Source organism: Phyllobacterium sp. SB3 (genome assembly GCF_040009165.1).
Classification (GTDB): Bacteria; Pseudomonadota; Alphaproteobacteria; order Rhizobiales; family Rhizobiaceae; genus Phyllobacterium.
On sequence record NZ_JBDYKI010000009.1, the window covers coordinates 112,141 to 138,628 of the forward strand.

Here is a 26,488-nt window from a genome sequence, read left to right on the forward strand (position 1 = left end):
CCGGTCAAGTACCGGTGGTCGCAGGTGCGGAATAATTTTCTGAGCGTATCAGGCGGGTTCAAGCTCATTCAGAAATACTTTGAGACCGTCCGACATCTCGTACCAGACCAGTGATAGGTCCGAATCCTGAACAATCAGTTGCTGATAGGCATCGAACTTTGGAAAAGGATCGAGCAAATCTTCTCTACCGGACATTTTCCGGAAGTTATTGAAAACAAAACGGGTAGGGGTGAGCCACGCATCTGCCAGTGTCATCTGATCCCCCAAGGCGTAGGGGCCAGTTTCCAGGACTTTTTCAAGTTCGGTCAGGCCGGTTTCCATCTGTTTGAACAACTTGGTTATACGCGCATCATCTTTGGACTTCAGGTAGAAAAGTTCGAACAATTCCATGACCGGCGCCAGAACTTCCAGTTCTGCAATACGTGTTGTCATGCGGACAATGGCGCGATCCCGGGAATCGGCAGGCAGCAATGATGGTTCTGGAAAATGCTCTTCCAGATACTCTGCGATAACGGATGCTTCGATGATCGTAAGCCCGGAACCGGTTATCAAAACCGGAATACGATTGAAGGGCGAAATTGCGCGGAATTCTTCAGGGATCGGAAAACCCGGCGGTGGAGCGACGACCTTGATCGGAGCCTTCTTATAGTAAGCGATGCTGCGTACGATGGAGGAGTAGGGGGATAGTGGCCGCGAATATAGTTTCATGTCTGGTTCCTCCGTTTGAAACGCTGTTTCAACGCACTCCCCGCTGAAACAGCATTCAATCAAACGTATAGGATTCTACTCAGGCGGCAACCCCGAGAATACCAGCAAAAAGTGCACGCCCGTCAGTACCGCCATGGGCGGCCTCGATCAGATTTTCCGGATGTGGCATTAGGCCCAGAACATTGCCCTGTTTGTTGATAATGCCGGCAATGTCGTTGATCGAGCCGTTTGGATTGGTACCTTCGGCATAACGGAAGACCACCTGACCTTCACCCTCAATGCGGGCAAGTGTTTCAGCGTCGGCAAAATAGTTACCGTCATGATGTGCAACAGGCGTGCTGATAATCTGCCCTTGCGAGTAACCGCGTGTAAACGGCGTATTGGCATTGCTTATTTCGAGTTTAACCTGTCGGCAGACAAATTTCAGCGATGCGTTGCGCATCAGCGCCCCTGGTAGAAGTCCTGCTTCGACGAGAATCTGGAAGCCGTTGCAAACGCCCATAACCATGACGCCCTTGCTGGCCTTTTCGCGAATGGCCTGCATCACAGGCATACGCGCAGCAATTGCACCGCAACGCAGATAATCACCATAAGAAAAACCGCCGGGTATGACGATCAGATCGACATCGGGCACTTCCGTATCAGTCTGCCAGACCGTGTGTGGTGCTACACCGGAGATTTTTGTCAGCGCCGCAATCATATCGCGGTCACGATTGAGGCCGGGAAGGAGTACGACTGCTGATTTCATTAAAGAAGCTCCACCGAATAATCTTCGATCACAGTGTTGGCGAGCAGCTTTTCGCACATCGCCTTGAGTTTTGTCTCGGCGCTTGTCTTGTCGCTTGTTTCAAGTTCGACATCAAAAACCTTGCCCTGACGTACAGAACCGACGCCGTCGAAACCAAGACTTCCAAGCGCACCGACAATTGCCTTGCCCTGCGGGTCAAGAACGCCGTTTTTCAAGGTTACAGTGACACGTGCCTTCATTGCCTGTTTCTCCGTCGGGTGCTTATTTAACCAGAACCGGCCCGCTGGGGCGTGTCTGGTCGTTTTCGTTCATGATGCCGAGACGGCGCGCTACTTCCTGATAGGCTTCGATAAGTCCACCCATGTCGCGGCGGAACCTGTCTTTGTCCATCTTTTCAGCGGTCTGGCTGTCCCAAAGTCTCGCAGAATCCGGCGTGAATTCGTCAGCGAGAACGATGCGCATCATTTCGCCTTCATATAGCCTGCCGCATTCGATTTTGAAATCGACGAGCTGAATCCCAACACCAAGAAACAACCCGCTCAAAAAGTCATTGATGCGGATAGCCAGCGCCATGATGTCATCGATTTCCTGTGGGGCGGCCCAACCAAAAGCAGTGATGTGCTCTTCGGAAACCATGGGATCATCGAGTTCATCATTTTTGTAATAGAATTCGATGATCGAGCGCGGCAGGACTGTGCCTTCTTCAATGCCGAGACGCTTGGCAAGCGATCCGGCAGCGATATTACGCACGACGACCTGCAGGGGGATGATTTCGACTTCCTTGATCAACTGCTCGCGCATATTAAGGCGGCGGATGAAATGGGTCGGTATTCCCATACGGTTCAACTGCGTGAAGATATACTCTGAAATGCGGTTGTTGAGGACGCCTTTGCCGTCAATCACTTCGCTTTTCTTCGGGTGGAGCACTGTCGTATCGTCTTTGAAGTGCTGCACTAGAGTGCCTGGCTCTGGTCCTTCATAAAGGATTTTGGCTTTGCCTTCGTAGACACGGCGGCGACGGTTCATTTAAAATCTCTGGTATTGGAGTTATCGGTCGGCCTTGGTCTAAGCCATCATGTTGGCGCGCTAACTACCGTAAAAGCAAGCATTTCACAATGATCCATTGTAGGGCTCCCCTGTTTTATGGATTATAGGTCCGTTAAAAGTTCTGTTACCAGGCAGCTTGCAATGAAGTTGAATTGAGACTTTCGATTTTTTGTGAAGTGTTTATATGAGGTTTGGACACGATCAATATCCGGTTCTGCCTGAAAAACGCCGCAAGACCAGATATATAGGGATTACCCAACAATTTGCGGGAGCAATAAAAGATGACCATGGACGATCGCAAAAATGCAGCCGAGAACAAATATGCACATGATGCGGAAGTAAAATTCCGCGCCGAGGCACGGCGTAATAAACTGCTTGGCCTTTGGGCTGCTGAAAAGCTGGGCAAGACCGGCGAAGAAGCCGAAGCCTATGCCAAGGAAGTTATCATTGCTGACTTTCATGAGGCTGGCGACGAAGACGTATTCCGCAAGATCCGGGCCGATTTCGACGCCGCAGGTGTCGACAAGTCTGACCATCGCATCCGCCGCACCATGGAAGAACTGATGATTGAAGCAATCCGCCAGATTGAAAGCGCTTCGTAAGCTCTCTCAGGTGATATTCGATTAAAGCCGCCCCATGGGGCGGCTTTTTGTTTGCAATGATAAGCGGCGGCAATCCGGCGCAGATTTTGCTTCCTTTGACCTTGACCCGTCTTGGTGCCTGTTCGCAATATGGGTGGTCACAGGGAAGGTAGAGAATCATGTCACTAGCGTCGCGTCTGAGAGCCGGAGAGACCATTTATTCCGGTTGGTCCAATATGACCGATACGCTGGCGATGGAGGCCTTGTGCCGTACGCAGCTCTCCGCTGTCCTGCTGGATATGCAGCATGGCGCGCACGATACAGCCAGCATAGTTGCTTTGACCGGAATTTTGCGCAGTGCCGGAAAACATACGGTGGTTCGAGTGCCGGTTGGTCGCTTTGATATGGCGAGCAGGGCGTTGGATATCGGGGTTGAAGCTGTCGTCGCGCCAATGATCAACACTGTTGAGGATGCAAGACGCTTCGCCGCTGCAATGAAGTATCCTCCGCTCGGCGAACGCTCGTGGGGCCAGTTGCGTGGTCGCCCGGGTGGTTATGTGGCGGGTGGTTCAGGTGGGTATCTGGTACAAACCAACACGGAAACCCTTGCTCTTGCCATGATAGAAACCCGCGCTGCTTATGAAGCGTTGGATGAAATCCTCGCGGTGGAAGGTATTGACGGTGTTTTTGTCGGCCCTTCGGATTTTTCTATCGCTTGGAGCAATGGCGCTGAAGTCGATGCCGGTTCTGATGCGATAATCGAGCCTTTGACAGAAATCGCCAAACGCGCCAAAGCGGCCGGAAAGCTTGCCGGTATCTATGCCGGAAATGCTGCCTTGGCAAAGCGATTTACCGGTCTTGGCTTTACCTATCTGCCGCTGGCAGTCGACACAATTTATCTGACCGAGGGCGTGCAAAGCCTGCTGAACGCGATAGAAGCGCACTAGACTTATGCGTAAGGCGTTCAGTTACCGCGCCGACACTTCCGTTCCTGAATTTCCTGATGATCGGCCCATTCTGATCTTCGATGGGAACTGTGTGCTTTGCTCCGGTTTTGTCGATTTTCTCCTTCGGAGGGATAAACAGAAGCTCTTCCGTTTTCTGTCGGCGCAATCTCCGTTGGGTAGTGCTCTCTATCAGCATTACGGACTTGTTTCTGAGGATTACGATTCGAATATTCTGCTTGAGAATGGCATAGTCCGTATAAAGTCGGATGGATCTCTGCGGGTTTTGGAATTGCTGGGATTTCCGTGGTCGATGGCATTTGTTGCCAGAATTTTTCCATATCCTCTGCGGGATTGGCTTTATGATCTTATCGCCCGCAATCGCCTGAAATGGTTCGGGGTGCGTGCCAGTTGCTATCTGCCTGACCAATCGGACGCGGATCGTTTTCTGGGATGAATTCAAAAGAGCTGTTTCAGAGAATTACCGGAACCAGCTGGGCAAATCTGCCCAAGGAAATTCGCGATTTGCACAATACAAGCAGAGCCTCAGGAATGGCGAGCGTCGAACGCGGCCATGGATTTCTGGCACGATGCATTGCGTTTTTTGCCGGATTTCCTGAAAATCTGCCAAATACTCCCGTGACCGTTGATTTCATCAAGACAGGCAATGATGAAATCTGGCTGCGAGACTTTGGAGGTGACCGGTTTTCCAGTCGCCAGCTTGCAGGGCAGGGACGTTATCACGGCTTGTTATGCGAACGGTTTGGGCCGATCACTTTCGCAATGGCACTAGAGTGCACGGACCAAAGGTTGACGCTGAGAATGCGGCATTGGGATTTTTTCGGCTTCCCGTTGCCGATGTTTCTATGCCCGGTGTCAAATTCCTATGAGTACGTTGACGATGGACGCATGCATTTCAACGTGGAGATATCGCATCCCCTTGCTGGCCTGATTGTACATTACAGAGGCTGGCTGGAACGCGAGAATTAGAGCCTGGACAGAAATTGGGCAAAAACCATTGACCCTTCGGGCCAAGGCCCATGTCCGGACTCTGCGTTGAGATGGCCTGACTCTCCTGCATCCACAATCAACGATCCCCATGCTGCGGCAAGGTCGTCAGCGACTTCATAGCTGCAGTAATGATCATTCCGGCTGGCCACTACCAATGATGGAAACGTGAAAGGCTCACGTGGGTAGGGGCCAAAGGTCATGAGGTGCTTGGGTCGGATTTTCGGGTTGGAAACATCGGGTGGGGTGACCAGAAAGGCACCTTTGACCTTATCGCCGATCTGCGGAATTGCATGGACGAACGTCGGCACGCCAAGTGAATGAGCCACCACGACAACCGGGCGTGTTGCTGCATTGACCGCCTTGACTACCTCGGCAACCCAATCGTCACGGACGGGCTTTGACCATTCAGCCTGCTCCACACGGCGCGCTGTGGAAAGTTTGCTTTCCCAGCGGCTTTGCCAGTGATCGGGACCGGAATTGGTATAGCCGGGAATAATGAGAATATCGGTATCTTTGACTTTCATAGGCCGTATTTAGGAAAGTTGGCATCGGTTCGCAATATCGAAGATGGTTTGTTGATTTTGTAAACAATCATTGGTCCATAGTTCACTATTTGCGAACAGCTTGTTCGCCAGCTCTGGCCTTGTATCTTGCGTGCGAAAGGCTGATTTTCATGCCAACGAAACAAATGTTGCGAAGGGTGCGATGAGATTCACACGCCGGGAACTGGTAGGTGGAGCAGTGGCGCTCGTTGGAATGGCGGCTAACACCCGCACGGAGGCAAAAATGAACAATGTATCTTTTGCTGCTACGGCACCGACTCATGTGTCGAAAATCGGCATAAAGGCCAAGGATGCCGACGCGCTTTCGGCTTATTATCAGGATATTGTGGGCCTGCGTGAGATTTCGCGCAAAGGTCAATCAATAACTCTGGGTGCCGGTGAAACACCGCTTCTTGAAATAGAACAAGCCACCGTTCGTGCGGATGACCCTCAAAGTGCCGGGCTCTATCACACGGCTTTTTTGTTGCCGGAGCGTGCGGATCTGGCGCGGTGGGCGAAACGTGCAATCGAACGGCGTACACCTATTACCGGAGCATCGGACCATCTTGTCAGTGAGGCAATCTACCTTACTGATCCTGAGGGCAACGGCATTGAAATTTATGCTGACCGTCCGCATGAAAAATGGTCATGGAACGGATCGACCGTGGCAATGGCGACCGAGCCTCTTGACGTTGGAAATCTCCTTTCCGAAACCAATGATCGGCTTTGGACGACTGCTCCGGATGGAACCATGGTTGGCCATCTTCATCTCAGGGTAGGCAATGCCAAAGAGGCTGAAACCTGGTGGCACAACGAACTTGGGCTTGAGACCGTTGCGGCCTATGGAGCCGGCGCGGTATTCATGTCGACTGGCGGATATCACCACCATGTGGCTGCCAATGCCTGGCAAAGCCGGGGTGCCGGGCGTCGCGACAATGATCGTTCCGGATTGGCTTGGGCTGAGTTTACTTCGGTAGATGCAAAAGAAGAGCGAGAAATCATTGATCCTTGGGGCAATGTTATCCGCATTGTCCCGGCCAAGGGCTAACATTCCGACATGACCTTGGAGAAGGCGATCAGTTGGTTTTGGATTCAGTTTCAGCTTTCATAAAAGCCTGCAAATCTGCCTGCGGTATGGGGCGGCCAAACAGGAAACCCTGTACTTCCGCACATCCGGCATCGGACAGAAATGCTATGTGATCTTCGGTTTCAACACCTTCGGCCAATACCGGAATATCAAGATTCAGCCCCAACGTCAGCGTTGCCATAACAATGGCTGCTGACTGCGCGTCCACGTCGAGAGATTTAATGAACTCCCGATCAATTTTGATTTTGTCGAACGGAAAATTTCTGAGTGTCGAGAGTGACGAATAGCCGGTGCCATAATCATCCATTGCAATCTTCACCCCCAACGCTTTGAGCTGCTGCATTACCTGTAAAGCGTGATACTGATCAGCAATAATCCCGCTTTCCGTAATTTCAAGTTCAAGCCGCTCCGGTTCGAGTCCTGTAAGCCTCAAGACGTCGCTTACTTGGTCAGAAAGATTCCTTGAAGCCAATTGTGTTGGCGCGACATTGACTGCAATTTTCAGTTTTTTGTTCCAGGTCGCTGCTTCCTTACAGGCCTCGCTTAATACCCAGGCTCCGATATGGTGGATCAGTCCGGTCTCTTCAGCAATCGGGATAAACTCCAGGGGTGAGATCATGCCGCGTTTTGGGTGACGCCATCTGAGTAATGCCTCAAATCCTAAAATTTCACGTGATTGCGTATCGTTCTGAGCCTGAAAGTAAAGCTCAAATTCGGAGCGCTCCAATGCAAGCCGTAGATCGATTGCCAGACCGCTTCGCGAGCGCATCTTCTCGTCCATGCCTTTTTCATAAAGACTGTGATTATTCCTTCCGGTTTCCTTTACCCGGTAAAGAGCCAAATCCGCTTTACTAAGCAGGTCACCGGCCGTCGTTCCGTCCTCGGGTGCCCGCGCTATCCCCACGCTGGCGGAAATCGAGAGGCCCTGACTCTGAAAAGGGATCGACTGCAACGCGACATCGACAATTTTTTGGCCTAGCGGGTAGGTTGGATGTTCAGAGAGCGTGCTTGTGTGAATCGCAACAAATTCGTCGCCACCGGTACGCGCAATAAATATGTCAGAATCTAGCATCTTCCTCAGTCGATCTGAGAATTCCCTTAGAACCTCATCACCAGCCGGATGTCCGTGGACGTCATTGATTTCCTTAAAACGATCAAGATCAATAGCAGCAACTGTAATCCGTTGGGCATCGGAGCGATTGGAAAGGATGCCGGCCAGATGAACATTCAGGTGAGCGCGATTGGCCAACCCTGTCAAAGAGTCTTGCATGGCCAGCGTCCGGTACTGGTGAGTTGCTTCCTGTGCAGCACTGAGATCGATCAGATAAGAAGCTGCCCCGATGATCAGAATGATAGCCATAATCACTGAGATTCCCGCAATCAGGAGATCTGCATGCAGAAGCTCGTTCTTGATGACAATGCTGCTGTCAGGGATAATGGATATCGCAGTCATACCGGTAAAATGAAGCAGACAGATTGCCAGAAACAGGCTGATTGCTCCTCCGTGTTTTGTAAATCGGTTCGTTGGTCGTGCAACCAGGCTGGTAGCCAGCGCTCCAAAAACTATTGCGAGCAATACCGATGCAACAACATAACTGTAATCCCAAACAAACCGACCCGAAACGGAATAGGCAGTCATTCCAATATAGTGCATGATCGCAATGCCGAGTCCCATGAACCCGCCACCGATTTCGGGTGAATAACTGGTTCTGCTGCGGCTAGCGAAGGTTAATCCAGTACCGGCCATGAAGACTGAAACACCCAATGACAATAGGGTCAATGCAGGGTCAAACCCATATGCCAACGGATTTTTGTATCCGAGCATCGAAATAAAATGGGTCGTCCAGATCGTGCCACCGCACACCAAGGCGCAAAGTACCAACCAATAAGCTTGTGATGCGCCTGAGGTCCTGAGCGTGCGTGCAAATAATCGCATCGCCAATAATGAACCAGTCCCGCATATTATTGCAGCGATCAAAACTGGAAGAGGATGATGTTCCGTTTTCAAACAGGAAAGGACGGTAAGCATAAAAAGGTCCGATTATAAATAGATGTTAAAATATTGAAATTATTAATCTATTTCCAAATATTCCAATAATTCACAGCAAATGGACTGCTAAAATACCAGTCTGGAACTCGCTGAGTGGTGTGTGAATATAAAAACTTTACCCGTAATAGTTGTACGCAGAGTGTTTAAACGCGCGCTTTCGTTGTATCGCCAGAAGTATAACAGATAACGTTTATCGATTATACCTTTTACTAGTCGTAATCGTAATCATCAGCTTGGTTTATTGATTTCGACATCCTCCCAATATTCCATTTGGGAGGATCTTGCATAACCTTCACCCAACAAGCGAACACCGACACGTTGATTTTCAGTGTAGATAACCACTTCATTGGGGTTTTTCTCTCCAATCATCAGGAAGCGGCAAGGCGCATCACTGTGGTTGTAGAACGAGTGCCCCGCTTTTTGACCCGCGGGAAAGCAGACATGGTGTCCCGCTTTCATAATATACTTTTTGTCACCCAGTTTCAGCGTCATCTCACCTTGGAGGACAAAGGCCTGCTCTTCTTCGAGCATGTGATAATGGTTGAGACTGGACTCCATTCCAGGTGACAGTTCCTCCAATTGAATGCCGACATTGGTGGAGCCACCATAGCCCGACAAATATTGGTACTTACTGCCGAAACGTGTTCCTTGTGACCATTCTTCCACTGGAACATCTTCAGAAGAGAATGGTTCGAAAATGCCGTCTGCATTCATGGATGTCGGCTTATCGCTCATTTGCACTCCTATGACCGGTTTCCCACCCTGAGACCAGCTACGCTGCGTTCTTCGAGAACGTTATGCCTGAACCGGTAAAGAGCGGCGGGGCGTCCACGCGCTTGAATTTGTTCCGCACCCGTTGGCTCTACCAGCTCTGTCGTCTCTACAAGCCGCCGGAAGTTCTGCTTGTGTAAATGACGCCCTGAGATGGCCTCTACTGTCTCCTGAAGCGCTGTCAGGGTAAATGTGGGCGGCATTAGCTCGAACACTACAGGACGATATTTCAGTTTCGCGCGCAACCGCGAGATGGCAGTTGCAAGTATGCGGCGATGATCAAAGCTCATGGCAAGCCCGGGAAGGCAGCGTGACGAAGGACGGTCTGCGCGGCCATCACGTATTGCCTCTTCGATAAGGCCGGCTTCGTACAAGAGTTCGTAGCGTTCAAGAACACGCTCTTCATCCCACGCAATATTTTCGTCACCAAAGGCCATACGGAAGCGACCGATCCGGGATGGCAATGCATTTGCTTGTGCCCATTCCAGCAAAGCAGGGCGAATTTCTTCGTCAATCATGGCGGGTTTGCCGCCACGCCAATCTTCCCACGGCAAAAAGGAATACCAGCTACGCCAGCGTGCACCTGATTTGCGAAGCTGCTCGCTGCTATTTTCCGTAATGCGTGTAAGCGCCAGATACCCGACCGAAACGACGTGCAATCCCCGATCTTCGACTGTTTTGTGCCTGCCTCGATCACCGAAAGTATAAAGCTGTTCGACGTAACCGAGTTGTAGAGGTGTCTGCTCTGCTACCCATTCGCGCAATCCGGTTTCAAAAGTGCGATGTTCGAGTGGATTAAACGGGCCAAATGGCAACTCATCCCTTTCCAACTCACCACTGGATAGCGTTGTCAATATCAGGGGATCATTATTGGCAACCGCAGCAATTGCTGCGCTCAAGTTGATCTCGACTGCATTGAGCGCTGTAGTCATGTTTCAGCAGTCAGGGGAAGGATGAAAGGTGTACCCTCAAAGGCGTCTTCACCACGTCCAATCGCCTTGATTGCGTCGACCATCCGACCTTTCCGACCTAACAAATCGTCAGCTAGCGCGACCAGTAGGGCGTTGGGTGTTGCGGATGGCGCATTGCGCCGAAGCGTGTGCGCAAGCTTGATTTCATCCAGTTCCGGGTTGAGCGCGAGTGCCGTGATATACGCCCCCGCGGTAGAGCGCGAAATTCCCGCATAGCAATGAATGAGCAGTGGAGCTTTACGATCCCAACGCCGCCCAAAAGCGACAAGCTGGTTGATGTGGTCCACCGATGGATGAATAATTCCATCAGATGGCTCTGTTATATCATTGAAACCAATGAACAAATGGCGTGTAGCTTCGATTTCTGACGGTCGGTCGAATTTGGAACCGACATTCATGAGTGTCAGCATATCGCGGGCACCAAACCGCGTGGCTGTCTCAGCGATACGGGATACGGGAGAAACAATGAGATGTGGCATAGTTATCCTTTGGCGCGCTGTTCGTCGAGCGCAGAAAACCGCGACAGAAATTCGACGTGCGCACTTTGCGTGGGAAGGGGCGTCAAGTCGAGGCCTTGCGGATCAATACCGCGCGGGCGCCCGAAAAACTCGGTTGCTTCGCTTTGTGAAAAGCCGGCAAGTACCGTTGCCTCATAGTAGGCGGCAATCGCGTCAGCACGTTTGATCTGCAAACGAAGTTCTTGCTTCACTGCGGGAGCAAGTGAAAACCTTAGATGAATGGCCTGTTGCAACCGCAATTCGACCGCTTTGTAGTCGCCGCCAACCACCGCCTTGAACGGCGAAATCATATCACCGATGACGTATTCCGGTGCATCATGCAAAAGCGCGACAAGCCGTTGGTCGATTGTCACCTGCGGGAAGAGGCGGCCGAATATTTCCTCTACGAGAAGTGAGTGCTGAGCAACCGAATAGGCATGATCGCCAGTTGTTTGACCATTCCAGCGCGCCACCCGCGAAAGTCCCTGCGCAATATCTTCTATTTCGATATCAAGCGGTGAGGGATCGAGCAGATCAAGCCGCCGCCCCGATAGCATGCGTTGCCAAGCTCGCATTTCCGGCTTGGTCGAACGCTCTTGATTGGGCTTTGCCCGTCCTTGCATTAAAGCTCCCCGGCTACGCCTCCTGCGCACTTACGGGAAATGTAAACCGGTGTTCGGGCGGAATGGCAAGGTCAATGGCAGTTTCTCCTGCCAAAATAGCAGTGCCACCATCCATTGCATCTTTCACGCGGTCGATACGGACAAGTGCCAGCCCGGTTTTACCCGCCACGCTTCCCAGCGTGCCAAGCTCACGGCCATTTGCTGTGATTGATGTGCCCGTCGAAGGCAAATCTGCTTGGCTATCCACAATCAGAATACGTCGGCGTGCAGTGCCACGATGCTGCATGCGCGAGACTACTTCCTGCCCTATGAAGCAACCTTTCTTGAACGAAACGCCGCCTGTCTGGTCAAGATTGATATCATGAGGGAATGCATCGCCGAGCGTGTAGTCATCCGGTGCCTGAGCAACGCCGTGAGCAATCCTGAGCCGCGTCCAAGCATTATCGTTTTCGCTGGTGTCAGTACTCCCGTAATGGCGATAAACCTTCAGGTCATCTGGAAAGCGCTCGTCCTGGATGGTTGAATCAGAATCTGAGGTATCTGAATCGGCTTCCCACGAAACAGTCACAAGTGATTCAGAATCCACGGAAATCTGTACCTTGGCACGGAGTTTATAGAGGGTCAGACGTTTGGCAAAATCATCGGCAACAGATTGCAGACAGTCGAGCCGAAGGCCATCCGCAGAACGCGAGACCAGAAATTCGAACATGATCTTGCCCTGAGGACTTAGTAGCGCTCCGGGTCTTAGCTTGCCCTTTTGCAAACTGTCGAGATCAGTGGTGACAAGGTTCTGAAGAAAGCTCTCAGCTTCCTCACCCGCGACATTCAGGATCGCTCTTCCGTTTAAAAGTGCCGATGGCATTGCATTATCCTTGCCTTATCTGTTCCTGTTACGTAATCCGCTCGGGACAGGTTCGCAAGGTGAAGGAGATGCAAATGGCGCAAACATTCGACACGATTTATCGAAGCGGTATGGTGGTCAATCAGGATGGTGTCGGTTTGCGCGATATCGGCATCACCAACGGACGCATTGCAGCTATCGGCAATCTCGGCACCGCATCGGCTGGCGAAATCATCGATGCGACAGGGTTGCATATTCTTCCCGGTGTCGTTGACAGTCAGGTGCATTTTCGGGAACCGGGCCTTGAGCATAAGGAAGATCTGGAAAGCGGCTCACGCTCTGCCGTTCTCGGTGGCGTAACTGCTGTTTTCGAAATGCCAAACACGAAGCCACTGACGACATCGGCTGAAACGCTTGAGGACAAAGTCCGGCGGGGCAAACATCGTATGCATTGCGATTTCGCCTTTTGGGTCGGCGGCACGCGTGACAATGCTCATGATGTTCCTGAATTAGAGCGGCTACCGGGTGCTGCGGGCATCAAGGTGTTTATGGGCTCGTCGACAGGTGATCTTCTCGTTGAAGACGATGAGGGCGTCCGTTCAATTTTAAAGAATACCCGTCGTCGTGCGGCTTTCCATTCCGAGGATGAGTTTCGACTGCGTGAGCGCGAAAGTTTCCGCGTCCCCAATGATCCTTCATCACATCCCGTTTGGCGCGATGAATTAGCAGCACTTCAATGCACTGAACGGCTTGTTCGTATTGCCCGCGAAACGGGCGCTCGCATTCACGTTCTGCACATCTCTACAGCTGAAGAGATTGATTTCCTTGCTCAACACAAGGATGTCGCAAGTTGTGAGGCCACGCCGCACCACCTGACGCTTGATGCCAGCCAGTATGCTACGCTGGGCACCTTGATCCAGATGAACCCGCCTGTGCGCGATGCGCGCCATCGCGATGGCGTCTGGAAGGGGATCGGGCAGGGCATTGTGGATGTGCTCGGCTCGGATCACGCGCCTCACACACTAGAGGAAAAGTCGAAGCCTTATCCGGCATCCCCATCAGGCATGACTGGCGTGCAAACGCTTGTTCCGATCATGTTGGATCACGTAAATGCCGGCCGCCTTTCCATAGAGCGCTTTGTCGATTTGAGTTCACATGGCCCAAACCGCCTTTTCGGAATGGCGCGCAAGGGGCGCATCGCTGTGGGCTATGATGCGGATTTAACAATCGTTGACATGAAGCGCCGTGAAACCATCACCAACGCGCAGGTCGGGTCAAAGGCGGGTTGGACGCCCTATGACGGCAAGATTGTTACCGGCTGGCCAGTTGGCACGATTGTTCGCGGTATCAAAGTTATGTGGGACGGCGAAATCGTCGCACCATCACAAGGCGAGCCTGTTCTATTTGGTGAGGGCTTCAAGGCAGATAAATTTCTGCCTTCATGAACGTTACCGCTGAGCCAGTAATCAGCACGCGGTCACCTGAAAGCTCGCAAAGCAGATGTCCACCGCGGTTGGAGCGTTGAAATGCTGAGAGTTGGGTTTTGCCAAGCTTGCCAGCCCAATAGGGTACAAGTGTGGAATGGATCGATCCTGTTACCGGATCTTCCGGAATACCGGCATGTGGCACGAAATAACGCGATACGAAATCATGTTCATCGCCCTTTGCGGTGATTACCATGCCAAATGGATCAAACGCAGTGATCTTCGGAAGATCTGGAACGAAATCGAGCACGGCTTGCTCGTTTTCGAGTTCCACGAAAACATTCTCGAAATTTTGAAATGCCGTGATGTCGTTGCGGCCGGTTATATCTTTGAGTGCCCCTAGAATATCCGTAACAGGTTCAGGATTGAAGCTGGGAAAGTCGAGCTGATAGCCGGCATCGGTTTTATGCACGCGCAGGGTACCGACTCTCGTTTCGAATGAAAGTTCACCATCAACAGCCATTTCATGCAGCAGAACATGAGACGAGGCGAGGGTAGCGTGTCCGCAAAAATTCACCTCGTGAACCGGAGTGAACCAGCGCAAATCCCACCCGCTTGTATTACGCTTCAAGAATGCAGTTTCTGCCAGATTATTCTCGGCAGCGATGTTCTGCATGGTTTCCACCGGAAGCCAGTCATCCAGCACCAAAACCGCGGCAGGGTTGCCACGGAAAAGCTCATTGGTGAAAGCATCCACCTGATACATTGTCAGCGTCGTCATTATTTACCTTTTGCCGTCGGGAGCAGGGCATTAAGCTGTACCCTCTGCGTTTGTTTTCGCAAACTGCAAATGCCGGAGTTTTTCCGGATTGCGCATGACATAGATTGCAGTGATCTTGCCGTTCTCGATTTCGAGCGCGGTTGTTTGCGGTAGATCGTCGGATTCCATCGTCGCGAAACCATGCAGTCCGTCAATGAGCCCCTTATGCAGCAAGGTCGGAAGCTTGAATTCTGCACGGCGCGAAATCCCGTCAAAGAACCGGGTAATGTCCGCTGCCGTATGAATGGGATTAATGATCGAAAGCCTTACACCGCCGCCATCGGCATACATAACAACGTCATCTGCCAGCAGGGTCTGCAGTGTCTGCGTGTCTCCGGTGCGTGAGGCATTGAAAAATGCAGCAGCAATCCTGCTGCCCTGCTCGTTGGATACCGGAAAACGTGGCTTGGCCTTTTGCACATGATTGCGTGCGCGGCTTGCCAATTGCCGGCAGGTTGCAGCATCCCGGCCAATAGTCTCGGCAATCTGGTTGAAGTCCTGACCGAACACGTCATGCAAGAGAAACGCAGCTCGCTCAAGCGGTGATAGTCGCTCGAGCGCTATCATGAGGGTCAACGTAATATCAGCTTCAGCCTCTTCCGCAGCGGGATCGAGTATTGGCTCGGGAAGCCAGTCTCCCACATATTTTTCCCTGCGAACACGTGCCGATTTCAGCTGATCGAGGCAAAGCCGTGTGATTATGCGGACAAGGTAGGCTTCTTCGTTGCGCACTGCTGACTTTTCGGTCTGGTGCCAGCGAATGAAGCCTTCCTGAACGATGTCCTCCGCCTCAACGACTGACCCCAGCATGCGGTATGCAATCCGGGTCAGCCGCGGCCTTAGGCGGCTGAACGTATCGGCTGTGCTCTCAGGCTGCGACACTGGCTTTTGCCACAGGATGTACAGAGCGGAAGCCGATTGCAATGCGGTTCCAACCGTTGATGGTGACGATGAGCATGGTCAGTTTCACAATTTCCTCCTCGGTGAAATGAAGCTTCAATACTTCATAGTCACTGTCAGGCGCATGGGTTTGCGAGACAAGCGTCAATGCCTCTGTCCACGCCAATGCTGCCCGTTCCCGGTCGCTATATAGCGGCGATTCTCTCCAGCTATTCAGCAAATAAATACGTTGTTCAGTTTCACCGTGTTTACGCGCATCCTTGGAATGCATATCGAGGCAATAGGCGCACCCATTGATCTGGGATGCCCGCATCTTGACGAGTTCTTGCAGGCTCTTCTCGACGCCGTCGCTTTCAACGCTGTCGCTCATGGTGAGCATCGGCTTGATGGCGTCAAAACTGATGGGGTTTAATCTGGCTTTCATGGTCTGTCTCCTGTTTGGCATTCAGTTGCCTGAACGTGAGACGAGACAGAATTGCCGGATGTGACATCATCCTAAAAATAATTCTGAAAAAATCAGTCGCCGGTTACGAAAAAGCGCCAACGGCCCTTTGGCGTGATGCCCAAGCGGTAGAACACATAAGTGCCGAACTGCTTCATTTCATCGTAATCGCCAGCCGTAACAATTTGAAAAAGTTCGACTTTCTGCTTTGCATCGAGTTTGTCTAACGGATATGCAAAGAAATAGGGCCAGACATAAAGTTCATCTGCCGTACCCGCATCGATGTGCACATAGCCCGACTCCAGCACATCAACGAGGATGGCCAGTATCTCCTGACCATCAGGGTCACCTGCCTGGCTTTTCAGATATACCAGAGGATCACCATCAACTTCGGCGAGCGAAAGCATTGTCACATCGTCGCCAGATCCGATGAGTGGGCGCAACGCATCAATACTACCAGACTTTGCGGCCTCAAGGATAAGCTGGTGCATTTTTTGTACCGGGAAGGGCAGCTTGGTGAGATCGTATTGGACCTCAGGTGTTTCCGCGCCGTCCTTGGCATTCGGCATAGCCGGATTTGTCGCTTTGGCACTACCGTCGCTGTCGTCCGCTGCTGGATCGGTTGGCGCGGCCTCCGGCTTGTCTGTCGATGCGGGAGGAGGTGTCTGCGTTTCGCCTGCTGGCTGCTCATCACCAGGCTTGGCAGGCTCCGCAGCCTTTGGAAGCTCTTCTTTCTTCAGTTCGCTGAGCGCGAGTTGCACCGGGGTCAAGGAGTTTGCAGACCATGCAGGCATGCCGAATGCGCATACCCCGGTCGCCAGCATTAAGGCTCTGGCGAAAGGATAAGCAGAAAGACGCTTTTCAAGCATGAATGTCACCCGGGATTGAACTACTGCAGAATGCGATTCGTCGAAAACTCGCCAGCAGAGATACGTTCACGCAAGGCTTCGAGCAAGGCCAATGCGGACACTTCCCCGTTATCGCGGATAAGCTCGACCAGCGCAGTGGCAAACGCTGCTTCTGCCATGATTTCCGGTTCGATGCCTTCAAGCGTGCCATCAGCCCAGACTTCATTCTGATATTCGATCGCTACAAGCTTTTTCTCTTCAGCAACCAGCTTATCGAGGTCTGTCGAGGTCATGTTCATGGTGTACCATCCTTGGCCGGAGCCAATTCTTAAAGTGCCGCTAAACAATACCATAGGTTTTGCTTAAAATGCGGTTCATTGGCTTCAACAGTTAAAGCCTGGTTAATTTCCATATCCCGATACGATCTCGGAAGAAAGCTTTGTTCCTTCCTGTTCATAGCGGTCAATCGCCGCAATTGCCTGACTGGTGCAGGCTGAATACGTCTCGTTGAAGGTCCGGTATCCCCGGTTGAAGCTCGCTATCAACCGCGCTTTGCGTGTTGGGTCTGGGTTCTCTGCAAGCAGAAGCGCGTCCATCCTGTCGCGCCATTGGCTGCTGTTTTCTCCACATATGTTGCGTAAAGAGTGGATGGAGCCCAACACTTCCGCAAGTCTTATCAGTTTCGTTTCGTAAAGCGGGTCAACCGCATAGGCTGGCGCAGTGTGCGAAATTGCCGTCAATGCAAATATGATAAACGCTATTCGACGCACAAAACTGCCTTGAGCTGAAATCCCCAAGCCTTTGTCACCCGAAAGCAAGGCAGCTTCAAGGCATGTGTGGTTAATACCCTCAGCTTTTAAGGCCTTGAGCGAGTTCCCGAGCTACGTCAAGCACACTTTCGGTGACATCAAATTGTGCCATCTCTTCGAACCGCAGCCAGTGAACGGCAGCCGCATCGTCCGCCGCAATTGCCTCTCCGGATAGGTCATGGGCAAGAAAGACAGCCAGCCGAAAAGGTTTGGAGGCAGGAAATTCCGGTGTGGAATAATCGAATGTCACGGTTGTCAGATAGGTGACCATTGCGGCAGTGATACCGGTTTCTTCCTGCAATTCTCTTATCGCGGCCTCTTGTGGTGTCTCGCCGACTTCCCGCCTTCCGCCGGGAAAAGCGAGCCAGCCCTTGGAAGGCTCCCGCCCGCGTTCAACCAGCAGAAAGGCTCCGTCGCGGATACAGACGGTTGAAACACCATCGACAGTTGCGGAGAGGGGAATTTGGTCCATATCAAAGCGGTAGGCGCTGAAACTCAATTTGACAAGGTGGTGTTACTTGAGCAAGTGGTTCGAGTGCGGAAATTCTGCCGGCACCAAAGCAGGTTAAAACATGTGTGGACGTTTTTCACTCCTCGGAACCCCGGAAGAAATTGCGGCCTATCTTGCTCTCATGGAACTTGAGGATTTCCCGCCACGTTTCAACATTGCTCCGACGCAGCCGATCCTCATGGTGGTAAGCGGAGAAACTCCGCCGCCCGGCAGTAATCGCTCAGATCGACGCGCGCTGCTCGTCAGGTGGGGGTTCATCCCCGGTTGGGTCAAAAATACCGCCGACTATCCCTTGATGATCAATGCGCGTTCCGAAACAGCAATTGAAAAAGCATCCTTCAAGACAGCTATGCGGCATCGCCGTGCTCTGATTCCGGCTTCTGGATTTTATGAGTGGCGGCGCACAGGCGACAAGAAGTCCCAAGCTTACTGGATTCGTCCCAGAGATGGCGGAATTATAGCTTTTGCGGGTCTTTATGAGCCTTGGGCGAATGCGGAAGGCTCCGAGATGGATACGGGTGCAATTCTGACCACGAGCGCCAGTGAAGATATCCGGTCCATTCACGACCGTATGCCTGTCGTCATTGAGCAGAAGGATTTTGCCCGCTGGCTCGATTGCAAAACGCAGGAGCCGCGCCACGTCGCTGATTTGATGAAACCCGCACAAGCTGATTTCTTCGAAGCCATTCCAGTCTCGGACAAAGTGAACAAAGTTGCAAATAGCGGTCCTGACATTCAGGAAAGGGTGCTTGAAAATTTGAATGAGCCCAAAAAATCTGCTCGCACCAAGCCGGTAGAACCTGATACGCAGATGAAACTGTTCTAATCCGCTCCAAACCAATTATCAGGATACCTCGCCGAATGTTTTCAGCCGCATTATCCGGATTTCTTCTTGGCGCGTCGCTGATTATTGCCATCGGCGCTCAGAACGCTTTCATATTGCGTCAGGGTTTGCTGCGGGAACACGTCTTCATCTTGAGCTTTATATGTGCCTTGTCTGATGCACTGCTTATCACGGCTGGGGTGGCAGGTCTGGGGACGCTGATTGCCCAGTCGCCCAAACTTATTTCAATCGTTACCCTCGGCGGGGCAGTATTTCTTTTCTGGTACGCCTCAGTGGCGTTCAGGCGTGCTTTGCATCCGGAAGCGATGCAGGCTGCTCGGGCTGGCAGCGGGTCATTGAAAGTCGCTATTGGTACGGTGCTTGCGCTGACTTTCCTCAACCCGCACGTCTATCTTGATACCGTTGTTTTACTCGGCGGCCTCTCGGCGCGTTTTGAAGGGGTCAACCGCGCGGCTTATGGCGCTGGCGCGGCGATAGCGTCTTTCGTATGGTTTTTCGGCCTTGGCTATGGCGCGAGGCTCTTGCAACCGGTCTTCGCCAAGCCAGCTGCATGGCGCGTGCTGGATGTAATAATCGGCCTCGTAATGGCCAGCATCGCGCTTAGTCTCCTAGTCCGTTTCCTGAACAATTGAAGCAAGCTTCAAAGGTGGGCGCTGGCGAATGGAATTGAGAACAGCAGCCTGAATGGCAGCAGGTCCGATCGCGCGATATTGTGAGGCGAGGTGGTCGGCAAAGATGCTTTCTCGCGGCTTGGCTGTTTGTTGTGTCGGGATCATCAGTCTGGTCCTTTTGGCGGGGCCAATTCCCCTTTTATCCAAGGACAGGAATCCCGTTCAAATTGGCCGGAAAAAAGGCACTTTTCGGGAGGATTTTAGGCTTTCCGGTTAATTTGGATTAACCATTGTGATCCCGACAAATATGCCACACCAGCTAGCACGCAGCTGACTCTTGACGATTGGCGAGCGCTCAATCATAAAGACCCCCATGAAAACGTTGCCAGTCACAATTATTATTACCTGTCGGACCATTATCAGCTAGCACTTGCTGGCCCGGCCGTTTTCATCTCAAATTTCCAGTACCAAAGATGCAAATATGCCGGTCAAGCGACCCATACGTTAATATCGTCTATCCTTAAACCTGAAAATTGAGCCGACCATGCCGCACCCTATTAGCCTCTATAATACGCTGACACGCTCGAAGGAAAACTTCGAGCCGATCAATAATAAGAATGTGCGCATGTATGTCTGCGGACCAACGGTCTATGATTATGCTCATATCGGCAATGCGCGCCCTGTCATCGTGTTTGACGTTCTGTATCGGCTGTTGCGCCACACCTATGGCGAAAATCACGTTACCTATGTGCGCAACATCACGGACGTGGACGATAAGATCAACGCGCGTGCAGCCCGGGATTTCCCCGAACTGCCGCTGAACGAGGCTATCCGCAAAGTTACCGAAGCCACCAACGCCCAGTTCCAGGCGGATGTGACGGCATTGGGCAATCTGCAACCCTCATCACAGCCCCGGGCAACAGAATACATCGCCGAGATGGTTGCGATGATTGATCGGCTGGTAGAGCGCGGCGTCGCCTATGTTGCTGATGGGCATGTGCTGTTTTCACCGTCTGCAATGAATGCTGCAAAAGGTCCCCGTTATGGATTGCTGGCGCGCCGTTCTGCCGATGACATGCTGGCTGGCGCGCGTGTCGATGTTGCATCTTATAAGCGCGATGAGATGGATTTCGTCTTGTGGAAGCCCTCCAAAGAGGGCGAACCGGGCTGGCCATCACCTGCGGGTATCGACGGTCTCGGGCGGCCCGGGTGGCATATTGAGTGCTCGGCGATGTCGATGGCCAAGCTTCTCGAGCCATTTGGCGGCGGATTGCAGTGCGATGACCCGATGAAGAATATCTTCGATATCCATGCTGGCGGCATTGATCTCGTCTTCCCGCATCATGAGAACGAGATTGCTCAGTCCTGCTGCGCATTCGGCACGGAACGCATGGCAAATATCTGGATGCATAACGGTTTTCTTCAGGTCGAAGGCCAGAAGATGGCCAAGAGCGTCGGCAATTTCTTCACCATCAATGAATTGTTGGAGACAACAACATTTGGTGACCGAAAGTGGCCGGGTGCTGTGCTGCGCCTTGCCATGCTCATGACCAATTACCGCGAGCCGATCGACTTCAGCATAAACCGTCTGGAAGAAGCGGAAAACATTCTTGCAAAGTCGCGGGAATATGCTGGCTCCGCGGCAGTCGGATGGATACCCGATGAAGCCCTGGAGATATTGTCAGACGATCTTGCTACGCCGGGTCTTATCAACTGGCTGGCATCTGCTCGCAAATCAAAGTCCTTGGACCCTGCTGCCTACAAGGCAACGTTCGCCTTGCTCGGAATCGATTTGAGCAGCGATGCTGAAGAGATGTCGGCCGAATTCGTTGCCGAAATCGAAGCAAAGGTAAAACTGCGTCTGGAACTGCTTGGTGCCAAGGATTTTGCTGAAGCTGATGCTATTCGTTATGAATTGCTGGAAAAAGGCATTCAGCTGAAAGACGGCAAGGATGCAGCCAGTGGCGAGCGCGTGACAACCTGGGAGGTGAAGAGGTGAGTTTGGACAACAGACCAATCTACACCGGCGGTTGTCAATGCGGCGCTGTGCGTTTCCGTGTAGAAGGTACACTTGGGAACCCGTCCATCTGTCATTGCCGTATGTGTCAAAAAGCATTCGGCAATTTCTTTGCACCGCTGGTCTCGGTGACCCATTCGGATTTGAAGTGGACACGCGGCGAGCCAAAGCGATTTCAGTCTTCAAACCATGTGAAACGCGGATTCTGTTCTGAATGCGGAACTCCGCTGACCTACGAAGCGCCCGATGGCATAGCACTTGCCATCGGTGTTTTTGACGAACCGGAAAATCTGGCACCAACTGTTCAATGGGGTCTCGAAGACAAACTTCCATACGTTGATGCATTGCGCGATCTACCGGGATACACATCGGAAAGCGATCCGGATTCCGTGGAATTTGTTAAGACGATGACATCGTACCAGCATCCGGATTTCGATACGGACGAATGGCCTGTGAAAGAGGCGGGCAAATGACCAAAGAACGGATTTATCTATTCGATACAACCTTGCGTGATGGGCAACAGACGCCCGGCATTGATTTCTCGGTAGAAGACAAAAAAGTCATAGCAACAATGCTTGACGAGTTTGGCTTCGACTATGTTGAAGGTGGTTATCCGGGTGCAAACCCGACCGATACCGCTTTCTTTGCAGAAAAGCGCACAAACAGGGCAAAGTTTGCTGCATTCGGCATGACGAAGCGCCCTGGCGTCTCTGTTTCGAATGATCCGGGTGTTGCGGCATTAATTGGATCATCAGCCGATACAGTATGTTTCGTTGGCAAAAGCTGGGACTATCACGTCCGTGTCGCGTTAGGTTGTACAAACGAAGAGAACCTTGAATCCATTGATGCCTCGGTTCGGGCTGCTGTCACCGCTGGCAAGGAAGCCATTGTCGATTGCGAACACTTCTTTGATGGCTACAAGGCGAACCCTGACTATGCCTTGGCATGTGCAAAAACCGCTTACGATGCGGGCGCTCGATGGGTCGTTCTTTGCGACACGAATGGTGGCACGCAGCCTACTGAAATTACGCAGATTGTTAAGGCGGTTACAAAGCTTATTCCGGGCGATCATCTCGGCATTCATGCGCATAATGATACCGAGCAGGCCGTCGCAAACTCGCTTGCGGCAATCGATGCTGGCGTTCGTCACGTGCAGGGTACGCTGAACGGTATTGGCGAGCGCTGCGGCAATGCCAATCTGATCACAATAATCCCGACATTGATGCTCAAGCCCGCGTGGGCGGATCGGTTCGAAACGGGTATAAGCCTTGAAAAATTGAAGGGCCTGTCGCGGCTGTCGCGTAGCTTTGACGAGCTGCTTAACCGTGCACCGAATGCACAAGGCGCGTTTGTTGGCTCATCGGCCTTTGCCACAAAGGCCGGTATTCACGCTTCTGCCTTGATCAAGGAGCCAGCTACTTACGAACATGTCCCGCCCGAAACAGTGGGCAATCGCCGCAAGGTCATGATTTCAGATCAGGGTGGCAAGTCCAATTTTATCAACGAGCTTGAGCGGCGGGGCATACCGGTCAGCAAGACCGACCCGCGACTCGATACGCTGATTTCGCTCGTCAAAGAACATGAAGCGGAAGGATATGCCTACGAGGGAGCCGATGCGAGTTTTGAGCTGCTCGCAAGGCGCACGCTTGGCACCGTGCCGGAGTTTTTCAAAGTGGACTCATTTCGCTGCATGGTTGAGCGTCGTTTCGACTCCAATGGCAATATCAAGACGGTCTCGGAAGCCGTGGTCCGCATGGAAGTCGATGGCGAAATGCGTATGTCTGTGGCCGAGGGGCATGGGCCTGTTAATGCGCTCGATCTTGCCCTACGCAAGGATATGGGTAGCTATCAGGATGAAATAGACGATCTCGTACTGGCGGATTTCAAGGTTCGTATCCTCAATGGCGGCACCGAGGCGATCACAAGGGTTCTGATCGAATCGACGGATTCAAGCAATGTTCGGTGGTGGACAGTCGGTGTATCCGACAACATCATTGATGCATCTTTTCAGGCATTAATGGACTCCGTGGTCTATAAACTGATGAAAAATCGTGATCTTGCAGGAAAAATCGCAGCGGAATAGCTCGATTTGTTTGGAAAACTGCCCAAAACATCAAACGGCTTGATGTTTCGATCAGTCGAATTCAATGGACGCAGTGCAGGCTGAGGTCTAGGACTTCGCACCATGAGCGAACAAGCAAAAATGAATGCTGCAATTGGTGCCGCGCCTTTGCCGGGTATGTCCGATGGTAAGAAGGGCTTTATCTTCGCTCTTGCGGCTTATCTCCTATGGGGCATCCTTCCATTCTACCTGAAAACGGTCGCACATATGCCCGCGCTTGAAGTCGTCGCGCATCGCATTGTCTGGTCCGTTCCGATTGCCGGTCTTTTGTTGTGGTGGCTTGGTCTCTTTGGCGACCTTAAGACGGCACTGACGACGCCGCGCATGTTGGCGATGGCAACACTTACGGCCTGCCTTATCACTATTAACTGGGGCACATATGTCTGGGCGATCGGCTCCGGCCATGCGATCGATACGGCACTGGGCTATTACATTAACCCGCTGGTTAACGTTGTTCTGGGCGCGGTGTTTCTTGGTGAGCGCCTGTCCAAGCCGCAGATGGTGGCTGTTGCGCTTGCGGCCTGTGCCGTAATCCTGCTGACAGTTTATTCAGGCGGACTGCCATGGATATCGCTGGTACTGGCGTTCAGCTTCGGTTTCTACGGTTTCTTCCGCAAGACTTTGCCGATTGGCCCGACGCAGGGTTTCATGCTGGAAGTTTTGATACTTTCGATCCCGTCGCTTGCTCTTATCGCCTGGACTGTCATACAAGGTACGAGCCATTTCGTGCACGGCAGCGCCCATGATATTGGCTTGTTGCTTTTTGCTGGCCCGGCGACTGCCGTACCACTTATCCTTTACGCTTTCGGTGCAAAACTGCTCAGGTACACAACCATTGGTCTGATGCAGTATATTGCGCCGACCATCGTGTTCCTAAGCGCGATCTTCGTTTTCGGTGAGCCGTTCTCGCATATTCAGTTCATAGCATTCGCTTTGATCTGGTCAGCGCTGGCGATCTATACGTGGTCCATGCTGCACGAAGCACGAAAGGTTCGTCTGGCCATTGCGGCTTAGCTTCGTGATCCGCCAATCTTGCGGACGAACAAATAAACCATCACTGAAATAAACAGAGCCACGAAGGCTACGATCCAGAACCCATGTGGGCTTTCCAGAAAGGGAAGTCCCCCAGTGTTCATGCCGAAAAGACCGCTGATAACAGTGGTTGGTAGCAATACGGCAGTCATTATCGACAAAATATAGAGGAACTGGTTGGATTGGTTGGTCAGTTTTGCCATGAGTTCGTCCTGCAAGAGGCGCGCGCGCTGCTGCAATTGCTCGCCCTCCGCATGCAGTGTCTCTGCCCTGCGAGATAATCCTTCAATAAGGTCATCCAAATTTTCTGGAAAAGCGCGCCGGTCAGCGTGGTCAATGTGGCGGAACAGACTGGTTGCAGCGGTCAGATAGCGGTGAAACAGCACGATCTGGCGCCTCACAGGCACGAGACGCTCTCGTTCGCCTTGCCAATTCTCGCCTACAATATGGTCTTCAATCGAGTCAAGCGTTTCGGAGAGTTTGGCAATCTCGGCTTTTAACAATTCAAGGAAACGCCTGAATATGGCATTGAACAAATCCAGTGGAGTCTCAAGTTTGATTTTATCGTGGAGTATGTACTGACGGACATCATCGACCGATTGCAGTGGATGGCGTCGCCCACTGATAAACAACCTGTCGTTCAATGCAAAACGGAAGTAGCCAAGCTTTCGCGCATCGCCATAGTGTTCGTGCTGCAGATCGGGAAGTTCGCCAAATAGCCAGCCGTCATCATAACTGATCTGGTATTGGTCGCCTGCAATAAGCAGGTTTTCTTTGATTGCCTCGGGCAGGCCCTTGTCGGTTTCCAAAGTGCGCTTGGCACGAAGATCGATAAGCGCGTAACTTTTCCAGGCCCAACTCGGTTCGGCAACAGGACCTGCAATGAGTGCACCGCCGGCGTCGAAATTATGGACTATGACGAACTCGTCCATCCGGGGAGAGGAAGGCTTGGGATCGAGCGTGTCCATAGTGCTGATCCCTTCACCTTAATCACAGTCGTTCAATAATTGCTTCGTTGCCTTCGCGATCACCCTTTGACGCTGCATTAAGGATCGCAGGCACGATATCTTCGGCTTTGTCTACCACAATCGGATTGACCAAATGTGACGTATGAACAAAGCCTTCGGCTTTCATATGATCAATCAACGCCAGCATTGGATTCCAGAATCCATTGATGTTGGCGAAAACCATCGGTTTTTTGTGCCGGCCGAGCTGCGCCCAAGTCATGACCTCGACAATTTCTTCAACAGTACCGATTCCGCCGGGGAGGGTAACGAAGGCATCGGAGCGCTCAAACATCTTGTGTTTGCGCTCGTGCATGTCCTCGGTGACGATCAGCTCAGAAAGCTGCTGCAATGAATGTTCGGTGGCTTCCTTGTTCATGAGGAACTTGGGGATGATCCCCGTTACCTTGCCGCCAGCCGACATGACGCCATCGGCAACGGCACCCATGATGCCTTTGGTGCCACCGCCATAGATCAACTCAAGGCCATGCTCGGCAATCGAATTGCCAAGCAGCTTACCGCTCTGTTTGTAAATTGGATCGCGGCCCGGCGACGAACCGCAGTAAACGCAAATGGATCGAATCTTGCTCATGTATTCTTTGGTGCCTTTTGCTTCGCTGACAGTCAAGCGCGACAAATCGGGACACCCTACCGCTTCAACTAGATAAAAGGTATAATAGGCT

The 26,488-nt window shown here is 52.1% G+C and carries 33 protein-coding genes and 1 pseudogene; 12 read left to right on the forward strand and 22 right to left on the reverse strand.

The window, feature by feature from the left end:
* Positions 1-48: 48 nt before the first annotated feature.
* The 4 genes from ABKW30_RS24985 to purC form a co-directional block, all read right to left on the reverse strand.
* Positions 49-708 (reverse strand): glutathione S-transferase family protein, encoded by a 660-nt coding sequence (locus ABKW30_RS24985; RefSeq protein WP_348601658.1) that lies wholly within the window; start codon positions 706-708, stop codon positions 49-51.
* A gap of 79 nt (positions 709-787) precedes the next feature.
* The gene (purQ, locus tag ABKW30_RS24990) at positions 788-1,456 is read right to left on the reverse strand and encodes a phosphoribosylformylglycinamidine synthase subunit PurQ (RefSeq protein WP_348601659.1); all 669 of its coding nucleotides are present in this window, start codon (positions 1,454-1,456) and stop codon (positions 788-790) included.
* On the reverse strand, positions 1,456-1,695 hold the full coding sequence (purS, locus tag ABKW30_RS24995; RefSeq protein WP_348601660.1) for a phosphoribosylformylglycinamidine synthase subunit PurS: 240 nt from the start codon (positions 1,693-1,695) through the stop codon (positions 1,456-1,458). Before purS ends, purQ begins: the two co-directional genes overlap by 1 nt.
* 22 nt (positions 1,696-1,717) lie before the next feature.
* Entirely contained in the window at positions 1,718-2,482 is a 765-nt protein-coding gene (purC, locus tag ABKW30_RS25000; protein WP_307283868.1) for a phosphoribosylaminoimidazolesuccinocarboxamide synthase, read from the reverse strand.
* Positions 2,483-2,784: 302 nt separating this feature from the next.
* On the opposite strand from purC, the gene ABKW30_RS25005 reads away from it, so the two are divergent.
* The 4 genes from ABKW30_RS25005 to ABKW30_RS25020 all read left to right on the forward strand — a co-directional run bounded on the left by ABKW30_RS25005 (position 2,785) and on the right by ABKW30_RS25020 (position 5,018).
* Positions 2,785-3,105, forward strand: a complete 321-nt coding sequence (locus ABKW30_RS25005; protein WP_348601661.1) for a DUF1476 domain-containing protein — start codon at positions 2,785-2,787, stop codon at positions 3,103-3,105.
* A gap of 158 nt (positions 3,106-3,263) precedes the next feature.
* Complete coding sequence (locus ABKW30_RS25010) at positions 3,264-4,031, forward strand: aldolase/citrate lyase family protein (protein WP_348601662.1); 768 nt, start codon at positions 3,264-3,266, stop codon at positions 4,029-4,031.
* 4 nt (positions 4,032-4,035) lie between these two features.
* Complete coding sequence (locus tag ABKW30_RS25015) at positions 4,036-4,485, forward strand: DCC1-like thiol-disulfide oxidoreductase family protein (protein WP_348601663.1); 450 nt, start codon at positions 4,036-4,038, stop codon at positions 4,483-4,485.
* Positions 4,482-5,018, forward strand: a complete 537-nt coding sequence (locus tag ABKW30_RS25020; RefSeq protein ID WP_348601664.1) for a DUF4166 domain-containing protein — start codon at positions 4,482-4,484, stop codon at positions 5,016-5,018. Before ABKW30_RS25015 ends, ABKW30_RS25020 begins: the two co-directional genes overlap by 4 nt.
* On the opposite strand, the gene ABKW30_RS25025 is transcribed toward ABKW30_RS25020, so the two are convergent.
* Positions 5,015-5,563, reverse strand: a complete 549-nt coding sequence (locus ABKW30_RS25025; protein WP_348601665.1) for an alpha/beta hydrolase — start codon at positions 5,561-5,563, stop codon at positions 5,015-5,017. The two genes, ABKW30_RS25020 and ABKW30_RS25025, sit on opposite strands and share 4 nt — an antisense overlap.
* A gap of 232 nt (positions 5,564-5,795) precedes the next feature.
* Between ABKW30_RS25025 and ABKW30_RS25030 the strand changes: the two genes are divergently transcribed.
* The gene (locus ABKW30_RS25030) at positions 5,796-6,629 is read left to right on the forward strand and encodes a VOC family protein (protein WP_348601744.1); all 834 of its coding nucleotides are present in this window, start codon (positions 5,796-5,798) and stop codon (positions 6,627-6,629) included.
* Between the two features lie 28 nt (positions 6,630-6,657).
* Here the strand turns inward: ABKW30_RS25030 and ABKW30_RS25035 are convergent, their stop codons facing one another.
* The 7 genes and pseudogenes from ABKW30_RS25035 to ABKW30_RS25065 all read right to left on the reverse strand — a co-directional run bounded on the left by ABKW30_RS25035 (position 6,658) and on the right by ABKW30_RS25065 (position 12,442).
* A complete protein-coding gene (locus ABKW30_RS25035; protein ID WP_348601745.1) occupies positions 6,658-8,028 on the reverse strand; it encodes a bifunctional diguanylate cyclase/phosphodiesterase in 1,371 nt (456 codons plus the stop codon).
* A 165-nt stretch (positions 8,029-8,193) separates the two neighbouring features.
* Positions 8,194-8,697: pseudogene (locus tag ABKW30_RS25040) on the reverse strand (MHYT domain-containing protein); the annotation flags it as partial.
* Positions 8,698-8,946: 249 nt separating this feature from the next.
* Positions 8,947-9,453, reverse strand: a complete 507-nt coding sequence (locus tag ABKW30_RS25045) for a cupin domain-containing protein (RefSeq protein WP_348601666.1) — start codon at positions 9,451-9,453, stop codon at positions 8,947-8,949.
* Between the two features lie 8 nt (positions 9,454-9,461).
* Entirely contained in the window at positions 9,462-10,421 is a 960-nt protein-coding gene (locus ABKW30_RS25050; protein ID WP_348601667.1) for an NAD regulator, read from the reverse strand.
* The gene (locus tag ABKW30_RS25055) at positions 10,418-10,939 is read right to left on the reverse strand and encodes a tyrosine protein phosphatase (protein WP_348601669.1); all 522 of its coding nucleotides are present in this window, start codon (positions 10,937-10,939) and stop codon (positions 10,418-10,420) included. The genes ABKW30_RS25050 and ABKW30_RS25055 overlap by 4 nt, the downstream gene beginning before the upstream one ends.
* Positions 10,940-10,941: 2 nt before the next feature.
* Complete coding sequence (locus tag ABKW30_RS25060) at positions 10,942-11,580, reverse strand: HD family hydrolase (protein ID WP_348601670.1); 639 nt, start codon at positions 11,578-11,580, stop codon at positions 10,942-10,944.
* Between the two features lie 13 nt (positions 11,581-11,593).
* Positions 11,594-12,442, reverse strand: a complete 849-nt coding sequence (locus ABKW30_RS25065; RefSeq protein WP_348601671.1) for a folate-binding protein YgfZ — start codon at positions 12,440-12,442, stop codon at positions 11,594-11,596.
* A gap of 74 nt (positions 12,443-12,516) precedes the next feature.
* On the opposite strand from ABKW30_RS25065, the gene ABKW30_RS25070 reads away from it, so the two are divergent.
* A complete protein-coding gene (locus tag ABKW30_RS25070; protein WP_348601672.1) occupies positions 12,517-13,866 on the forward strand; it encodes a dihydroorotase in 1,350 nt (449 codons plus the stop codon).
* Here ABKW30_RS25070 and ABKW30_RS25075 read toward each other — a convergent pair.
* The 7 genes from ABKW30_RS25075 to ABKW30_RS25105 all read right to left on the reverse strand — a co-directional run bounded on the left by ABKW30_RS25075 (position 13,838) and on the right by ABKW30_RS25105 (position 18,136).
* Entirely contained in the window at positions 13,838-14,626 is a 789-nt protein-coding gene (locus tag ABKW30_RS25075) for a PhzF family phenazine biosynthesis protein (RefSeq protein WP_348601673.1), read from the reverse strand. The two genes, ABKW30_RS25070 and ABKW30_RS25075, sit on opposite strands and share 29 nt — an antisense overlap.
* Before the next feature lie 30 nt (positions 14,627-14,656).
* Positions 14,657-15,547 carry a sigma-70 family RNA polymerase sigma factor gene (locus tag ABKW30_RS25080; RefSeq protein ID WP_348601674.1) on the reverse strand — a complete coding sequence of 297 codons (891 nt, stop codon included), beginning with the start codon at positions 15,545-15,547 and terminating at the stop codon, positions 14,657-14,659.
* Positions 15,534-15,989: a carboxymuconolactone decarboxylase family protein gene (locus tag ABKW30_RS25085; RefSeq protein WP_348601675.1), complete on the reverse strand. Its 456-nt coding sequence runs from the start codon at positions 15,987-15,989 to the stop codon at positions 15,534-15,536. Before ABKW30_RS25085 ends, ABKW30_RS25080 begins: the two co-directional genes overlap by 14 nt.
* A 92-nt stretch (positions 15,990-16,081) precedes the next feature.
* Entirely contained in the window at positions 16,082-16,876 is a 795-nt protein-coding gene (locus ABKW30_RS25090) for a hypothetical protein (protein ID WP_348601676.1), read from the reverse strand.
* Between the two features lie 20 nt (positions 16,877-16,896).
* On the reverse strand, positions 16,897-17,154 hold the full coding sequence (locus tag ABKW30_RS25095) for a hypothetical protein (RefSeq protein WP_348601677.1): 258 nt from the start codon (positions 17,152-17,154) through the stop codon (positions 16,897-16,899).
* Between the two features lie 102 nt (positions 17,155-17,256).
* Positions 17,257-17,586, reverse strand: a complete 330-nt coding sequence (locus ABKW30_RS25100; RefSeq protein ID WP_348601746.1) for a TIGR02301 family protein — start codon at positions 17,584-17,586, stop codon at positions 17,257-17,259.
* Positions 17,587-17,704: 118 nt separating this feature from the next.
* On the reverse strand, positions 17,705-18,136 hold the full coding sequence (locus tag ABKW30_RS25105) for an NUDIX domain-containing protein (RefSeq protein ID WP_348601678.1): 432 nt from the start codon (positions 18,134-18,136) through the stop codon (positions 17,705-17,707).
* A 100-nt stretch (positions 18,137-18,236) separates the two neighbouring features.
* Here ABKW30_RS25105 and ABKW30_RS25110 point away from each other — a divergent pair, with 100 nt between their 5' ends.
* The gene (locus ABKW30_RS25110; protein WP_348601680.1) at positions 18,237-19,001 is read left to right on the forward strand and encodes an SOS response-associated peptidase; all 765 of its coding nucleotides are present in this window, start codon (positions 18,237-18,239) and stop codon (positions 18,999-19,001) included.
* Positions 19,002-19,036: 35 nt separating this feature from the next.
* Positions 19,037-19,651, forward strand: coding sequence for a LysE/ArgO family amino acid transporter (locus ABKW30_RS25115; protein ID WP_348601682.1), 615 nt, complete (start codon positions 19,037-19,039; stop codon positions 19,649-19,651).
* Here ABKW30_RS25115 and ABKW30_RS25120 read toward each other — a convergent pair.
* On the reverse strand, positions 19,628-19,795 hold the full coding sequence (locus ABKW30_RS25120; RefSeq protein ID WP_008128578.1) for a hypothetical protein: 168 nt from the start codon (positions 19,793-19,795) through the stop codon (positions 19,628-19,630). The two genes, ABKW30_RS25115 and ABKW30_RS25120, sit on opposite strands and share 24 nt — an antisense overlap.
* A 379-nt stretch (positions 19,796-20,174) precedes the next feature.
* Here ABKW30_RS25120 and cysS point away from each other — a divergent pair, with 379 nt between their 5' ends.
* The 4 genes from cysS to rarD all read left to right on the forward strand — a co-directional run bounded on the left by cysS (position 20,175) and on the right by rarD (position 24,783).
* Complete coding sequence (gene cysS / locus ABKW30_RS25125; RefSeq protein WP_348601683.1) at positions 20,175-21,629, forward strand: cysteine--tRNA ligase; 1,455 nt, start codon at positions 20,175-20,177, stop codon at positions 21,627-21,629.
* Positions 21,626-22,120 carry a GFA family protein gene (locus ABKW30_RS25130; protein ID WP_348601684.1) on the forward strand — a complete coding sequence of 165 codons (495 nt, stop codon included), beginning with the start codon at positions 21,626-21,628 and terminating at the stop codon, positions 22,118-22,120. Before cysS ends, ABKW30_RS25130 begins: the two co-directional genes overlap by 4 nt.
* Positions 22,117-23,730 (forward strand): citramalate synthase, encoded by a 1,614-nt coding sequence (cimA, locus tag ABKW30_RS25135; protein WP_348601685.1) that lies wholly within the window; start codon positions 22,117-22,119, stop codon positions 23,728-23,730. The genes ABKW30_RS25130 and cimA overlap by 4 nt, the downstream gene beginning before the upstream one ends.
* A gap of 102 nt (positions 23,731-23,832) precedes the next feature.
* Positions 23,833-24,783, forward strand: coding sequence for an EamA family transporter RarD (rarD, locus tag ABKW30_RS25140; RefSeq protein ID WP_348601686.1), 951 nt, complete (start codon positions 23,833-23,835; stop codon positions 24,781-24,783).
* Here rarD and ABKW30_RS25145 read toward each other — a convergent pair.
* Entirely contained in the window at positions 24,780-25,769 is a 990-nt protein-coding gene (locus ABKW30_RS25145; protein ID WP_348601687.1) for a CorA family divalent cation transporter, read from the reverse strand. The genes rarD and ABKW30_RS25145 overlap by 4 nt on opposite strands.
* 22 nt (positions 25,770-25,791) lie before the next feature.
* Positions 25,792-26,397, reverse strand: coding sequence for a TIGR00730 family Rossman fold protein (locus ABKW30_RS25150; RefSeq protein ID WP_348601747.1), 606 nt, complete (start codon positions 26,395-26,397; stop codon positions 25,792-25,794).
* Positions 26,398-26,488 lie beyond the last annotated feature (91 nt).

Coding starts and splice junctions, on each gene's coding strand:
- ABKW30_RS24985 (WP_348601658.1), bottom strand. CDS start 708: ATGAAACTATATTCGCGGCCACTATCCCCCTACTCCTCCATCGTACGC.
- ABKW30_RS25060 (WP_348601670.1), bottom strand. CDS start 11,580: ATGCAAGGACGGGCAAAGCCCAATCAAGAGCGTTCGACCAAGCCGGAA.
- purC (WP_307283868.1), bottom strand. CDS start 2,482: ATGAACCGTCGCCGCCGTGTCTACGAAGGCAAAGCCAAAATCCTTTAT.
- ABKW30_RS25070 (WP_348601672.1), top strand. CDS start 12,517: ATGGCGCAAACATTCGACACGATTTATCGAAGCGGTATGGTGGTCAAT.
- ABKW30_RS25095 (WP_348601677.1), bottom strand. CDS start 17,154: ATGAACATGACCTCGACAGACCTCGATAAGCTGGTTGCTGAAGAGAAA.
- purS (WP_348601660.1), bottom strand. CDS start 1,695: ATGAAGGCACGTGTCACTGTAACCTTGAAAAACGGCGTTCTTGACCCG.
- ABKW30_RS25020 (WP_348601664.1), top strand. CDS start 4,482: ATGAATTCAAAAGAGCTGTTTCAGAGAATTACCGGAACCAGCTGGGCA.
- ABKW30_RS25045 (WP_348601666.1), bottom strand. CDS start 9,453: ATGAGCGATAAGCCGACATCCATGAATGCAGACGGCATTTTCGAACCA.
- ABKW30_RS25065 (WP_348601671.1), bottom strand. CDS start 12,442: ATGCCATCGGCACTTTTAAACGGAAGAGCGATCCTGAATGTCGCGGGT.
- ABKW30_RS25035 (WP_348601745.1), bottom strand. CDS start 8,028: ATGGCTATCATTCTGATCATCGGGGCAGCTTCTTATCTGATCGATCTC.
- ABKW30_RS25010 (WP_348601662.1), top strand. CDS start 3,264: ATGTCACTAGCGTCGCGTCTGAGAGCCGGAGAGACCATTTATTCCGGT.
- ABKW30_RS25150 (WP_348601747.1), bottom strand. CDS start 26,397: ATGAGCAAGATTCGATCCATTTGCGTTTACTGCGGTTCGTCGCCGGGC.
- ABKW30_RS25115 (WP_348601682.1), top strand. CDS start 19,037: ATGTTTTCAGCCGCATTATCCGGATTTCTTCTTGGCGCGTCGCTGATT.
- ABKW30_RS25085 (WP_348601675.1), bottom strand. CDS start 15,989: ATGAAAGCCAGATTAAACCCCATCAGTTTTGACGCCATCAAGCCGATG.
- purQ (WP_348601659.1), bottom strand. CDS start 1,456: ATGAAATCAGCAGTCGTACTCCTTCCCGGCCTCAATCGTGACCGCGAT.
- ABKW30_RS25055 (WP_348601669.1), bottom strand. CDS start 10,939: ATGCCACATCTCATTGTTTCTCCCGTATCCCGTATCGCTGAGACAGCC.
- ABKW30_RS25075 (WP_348601673.1), bottom strand. CDS start 14,626: ATGACGACGCTGACAATGTATCAGGTGGATGCTTTCACCAATGAGCTT.
- ABKW30_RS25005 (WP_348601661.1), top strand. CDS start 2,785: ATGACCATGGACGATCGCAAAAATGCAGCCGAGAACAAATATGCACAT.
- ABKW30_RS25090 (WP_348601676.1), bottom strand. CDS start 16,876: ATGCTTGAAAAGCGTCTTTCTGCTTATCCTTTCGCCAGAGCCTTAATG.
- cimA (WP_348601685.1), top strand. CDS start 22,117: ATGACCAAAGAACGGATTTATCTATTCGATACAACCTTGCGTGATGGG.
- ABKW30_RS25050 (WP_348601667.1), bottom strand. CDS start 10,421: ATGACTACAGCGCTCAATGCAGTCGAGATCAACTTGAGCGCAGCAATT.
- rarD (WP_348601686.1), top strand. CDS start 23,833: ATGAGCGAACAAGCAAAAATGAATGCTGCAATTGGTGCCGCGCCTTTG.
- ABKW30_RS25110 (WP_348601680.1), top strand. CDS start 18,237: ATGTGTGGACGTTTTTCACTCCTCGGAACCCCGGAAGAAATTGCGGCC.
- cysS (WP_348601683.1), top strand. CDS start 20,175: ATGCCGCACCCTATTAGCCTCTATAATACGCTGACACGCTCGAAGGAA.
- ABKW30_RS25145 (WP_348601687.1), bottom strand. CDS start 25,769: ATGGACACGCTCGATCCCAAGCCTTCCTCTCCCCGGATGGACGAGTTC.
- ABKW30_RS25015 (WP_348601663.1), top strand. CDS start 4,036: ATGCGTAAGGCGTTCAGTTACCGCGCCGACACTTCCGTTCCTGAATTT.
- ABKW30_RS25120 (WP_008128578.1), bottom strand. CDS start 19,795: ATGATCCCGACACAACAAACAGCCAAGCCGCGAGAAAGCATCTTTGCC.
- ABKW30_RS25025 (WP_348601665.1), bottom strand. CDS start 5,563: ATGAAAGTCAAAGATACCGATATTCTCATTATTCCCGGCTATACCAAT.
- ABKW30_RS25030 (WP_348601744.1), top strand. CDS start 5,796: ATGGCGGCTAACACCCGCACGGAGGCAAAAATGAACAATGTATCTTTT.
- ABKW30_RS25105 (WP_348601678.1), bottom strand. CDS start 18,136: ATGGACCAAATTCCCCTCTCCGCAACTGTCGATGGTGTTTCAACCGTC.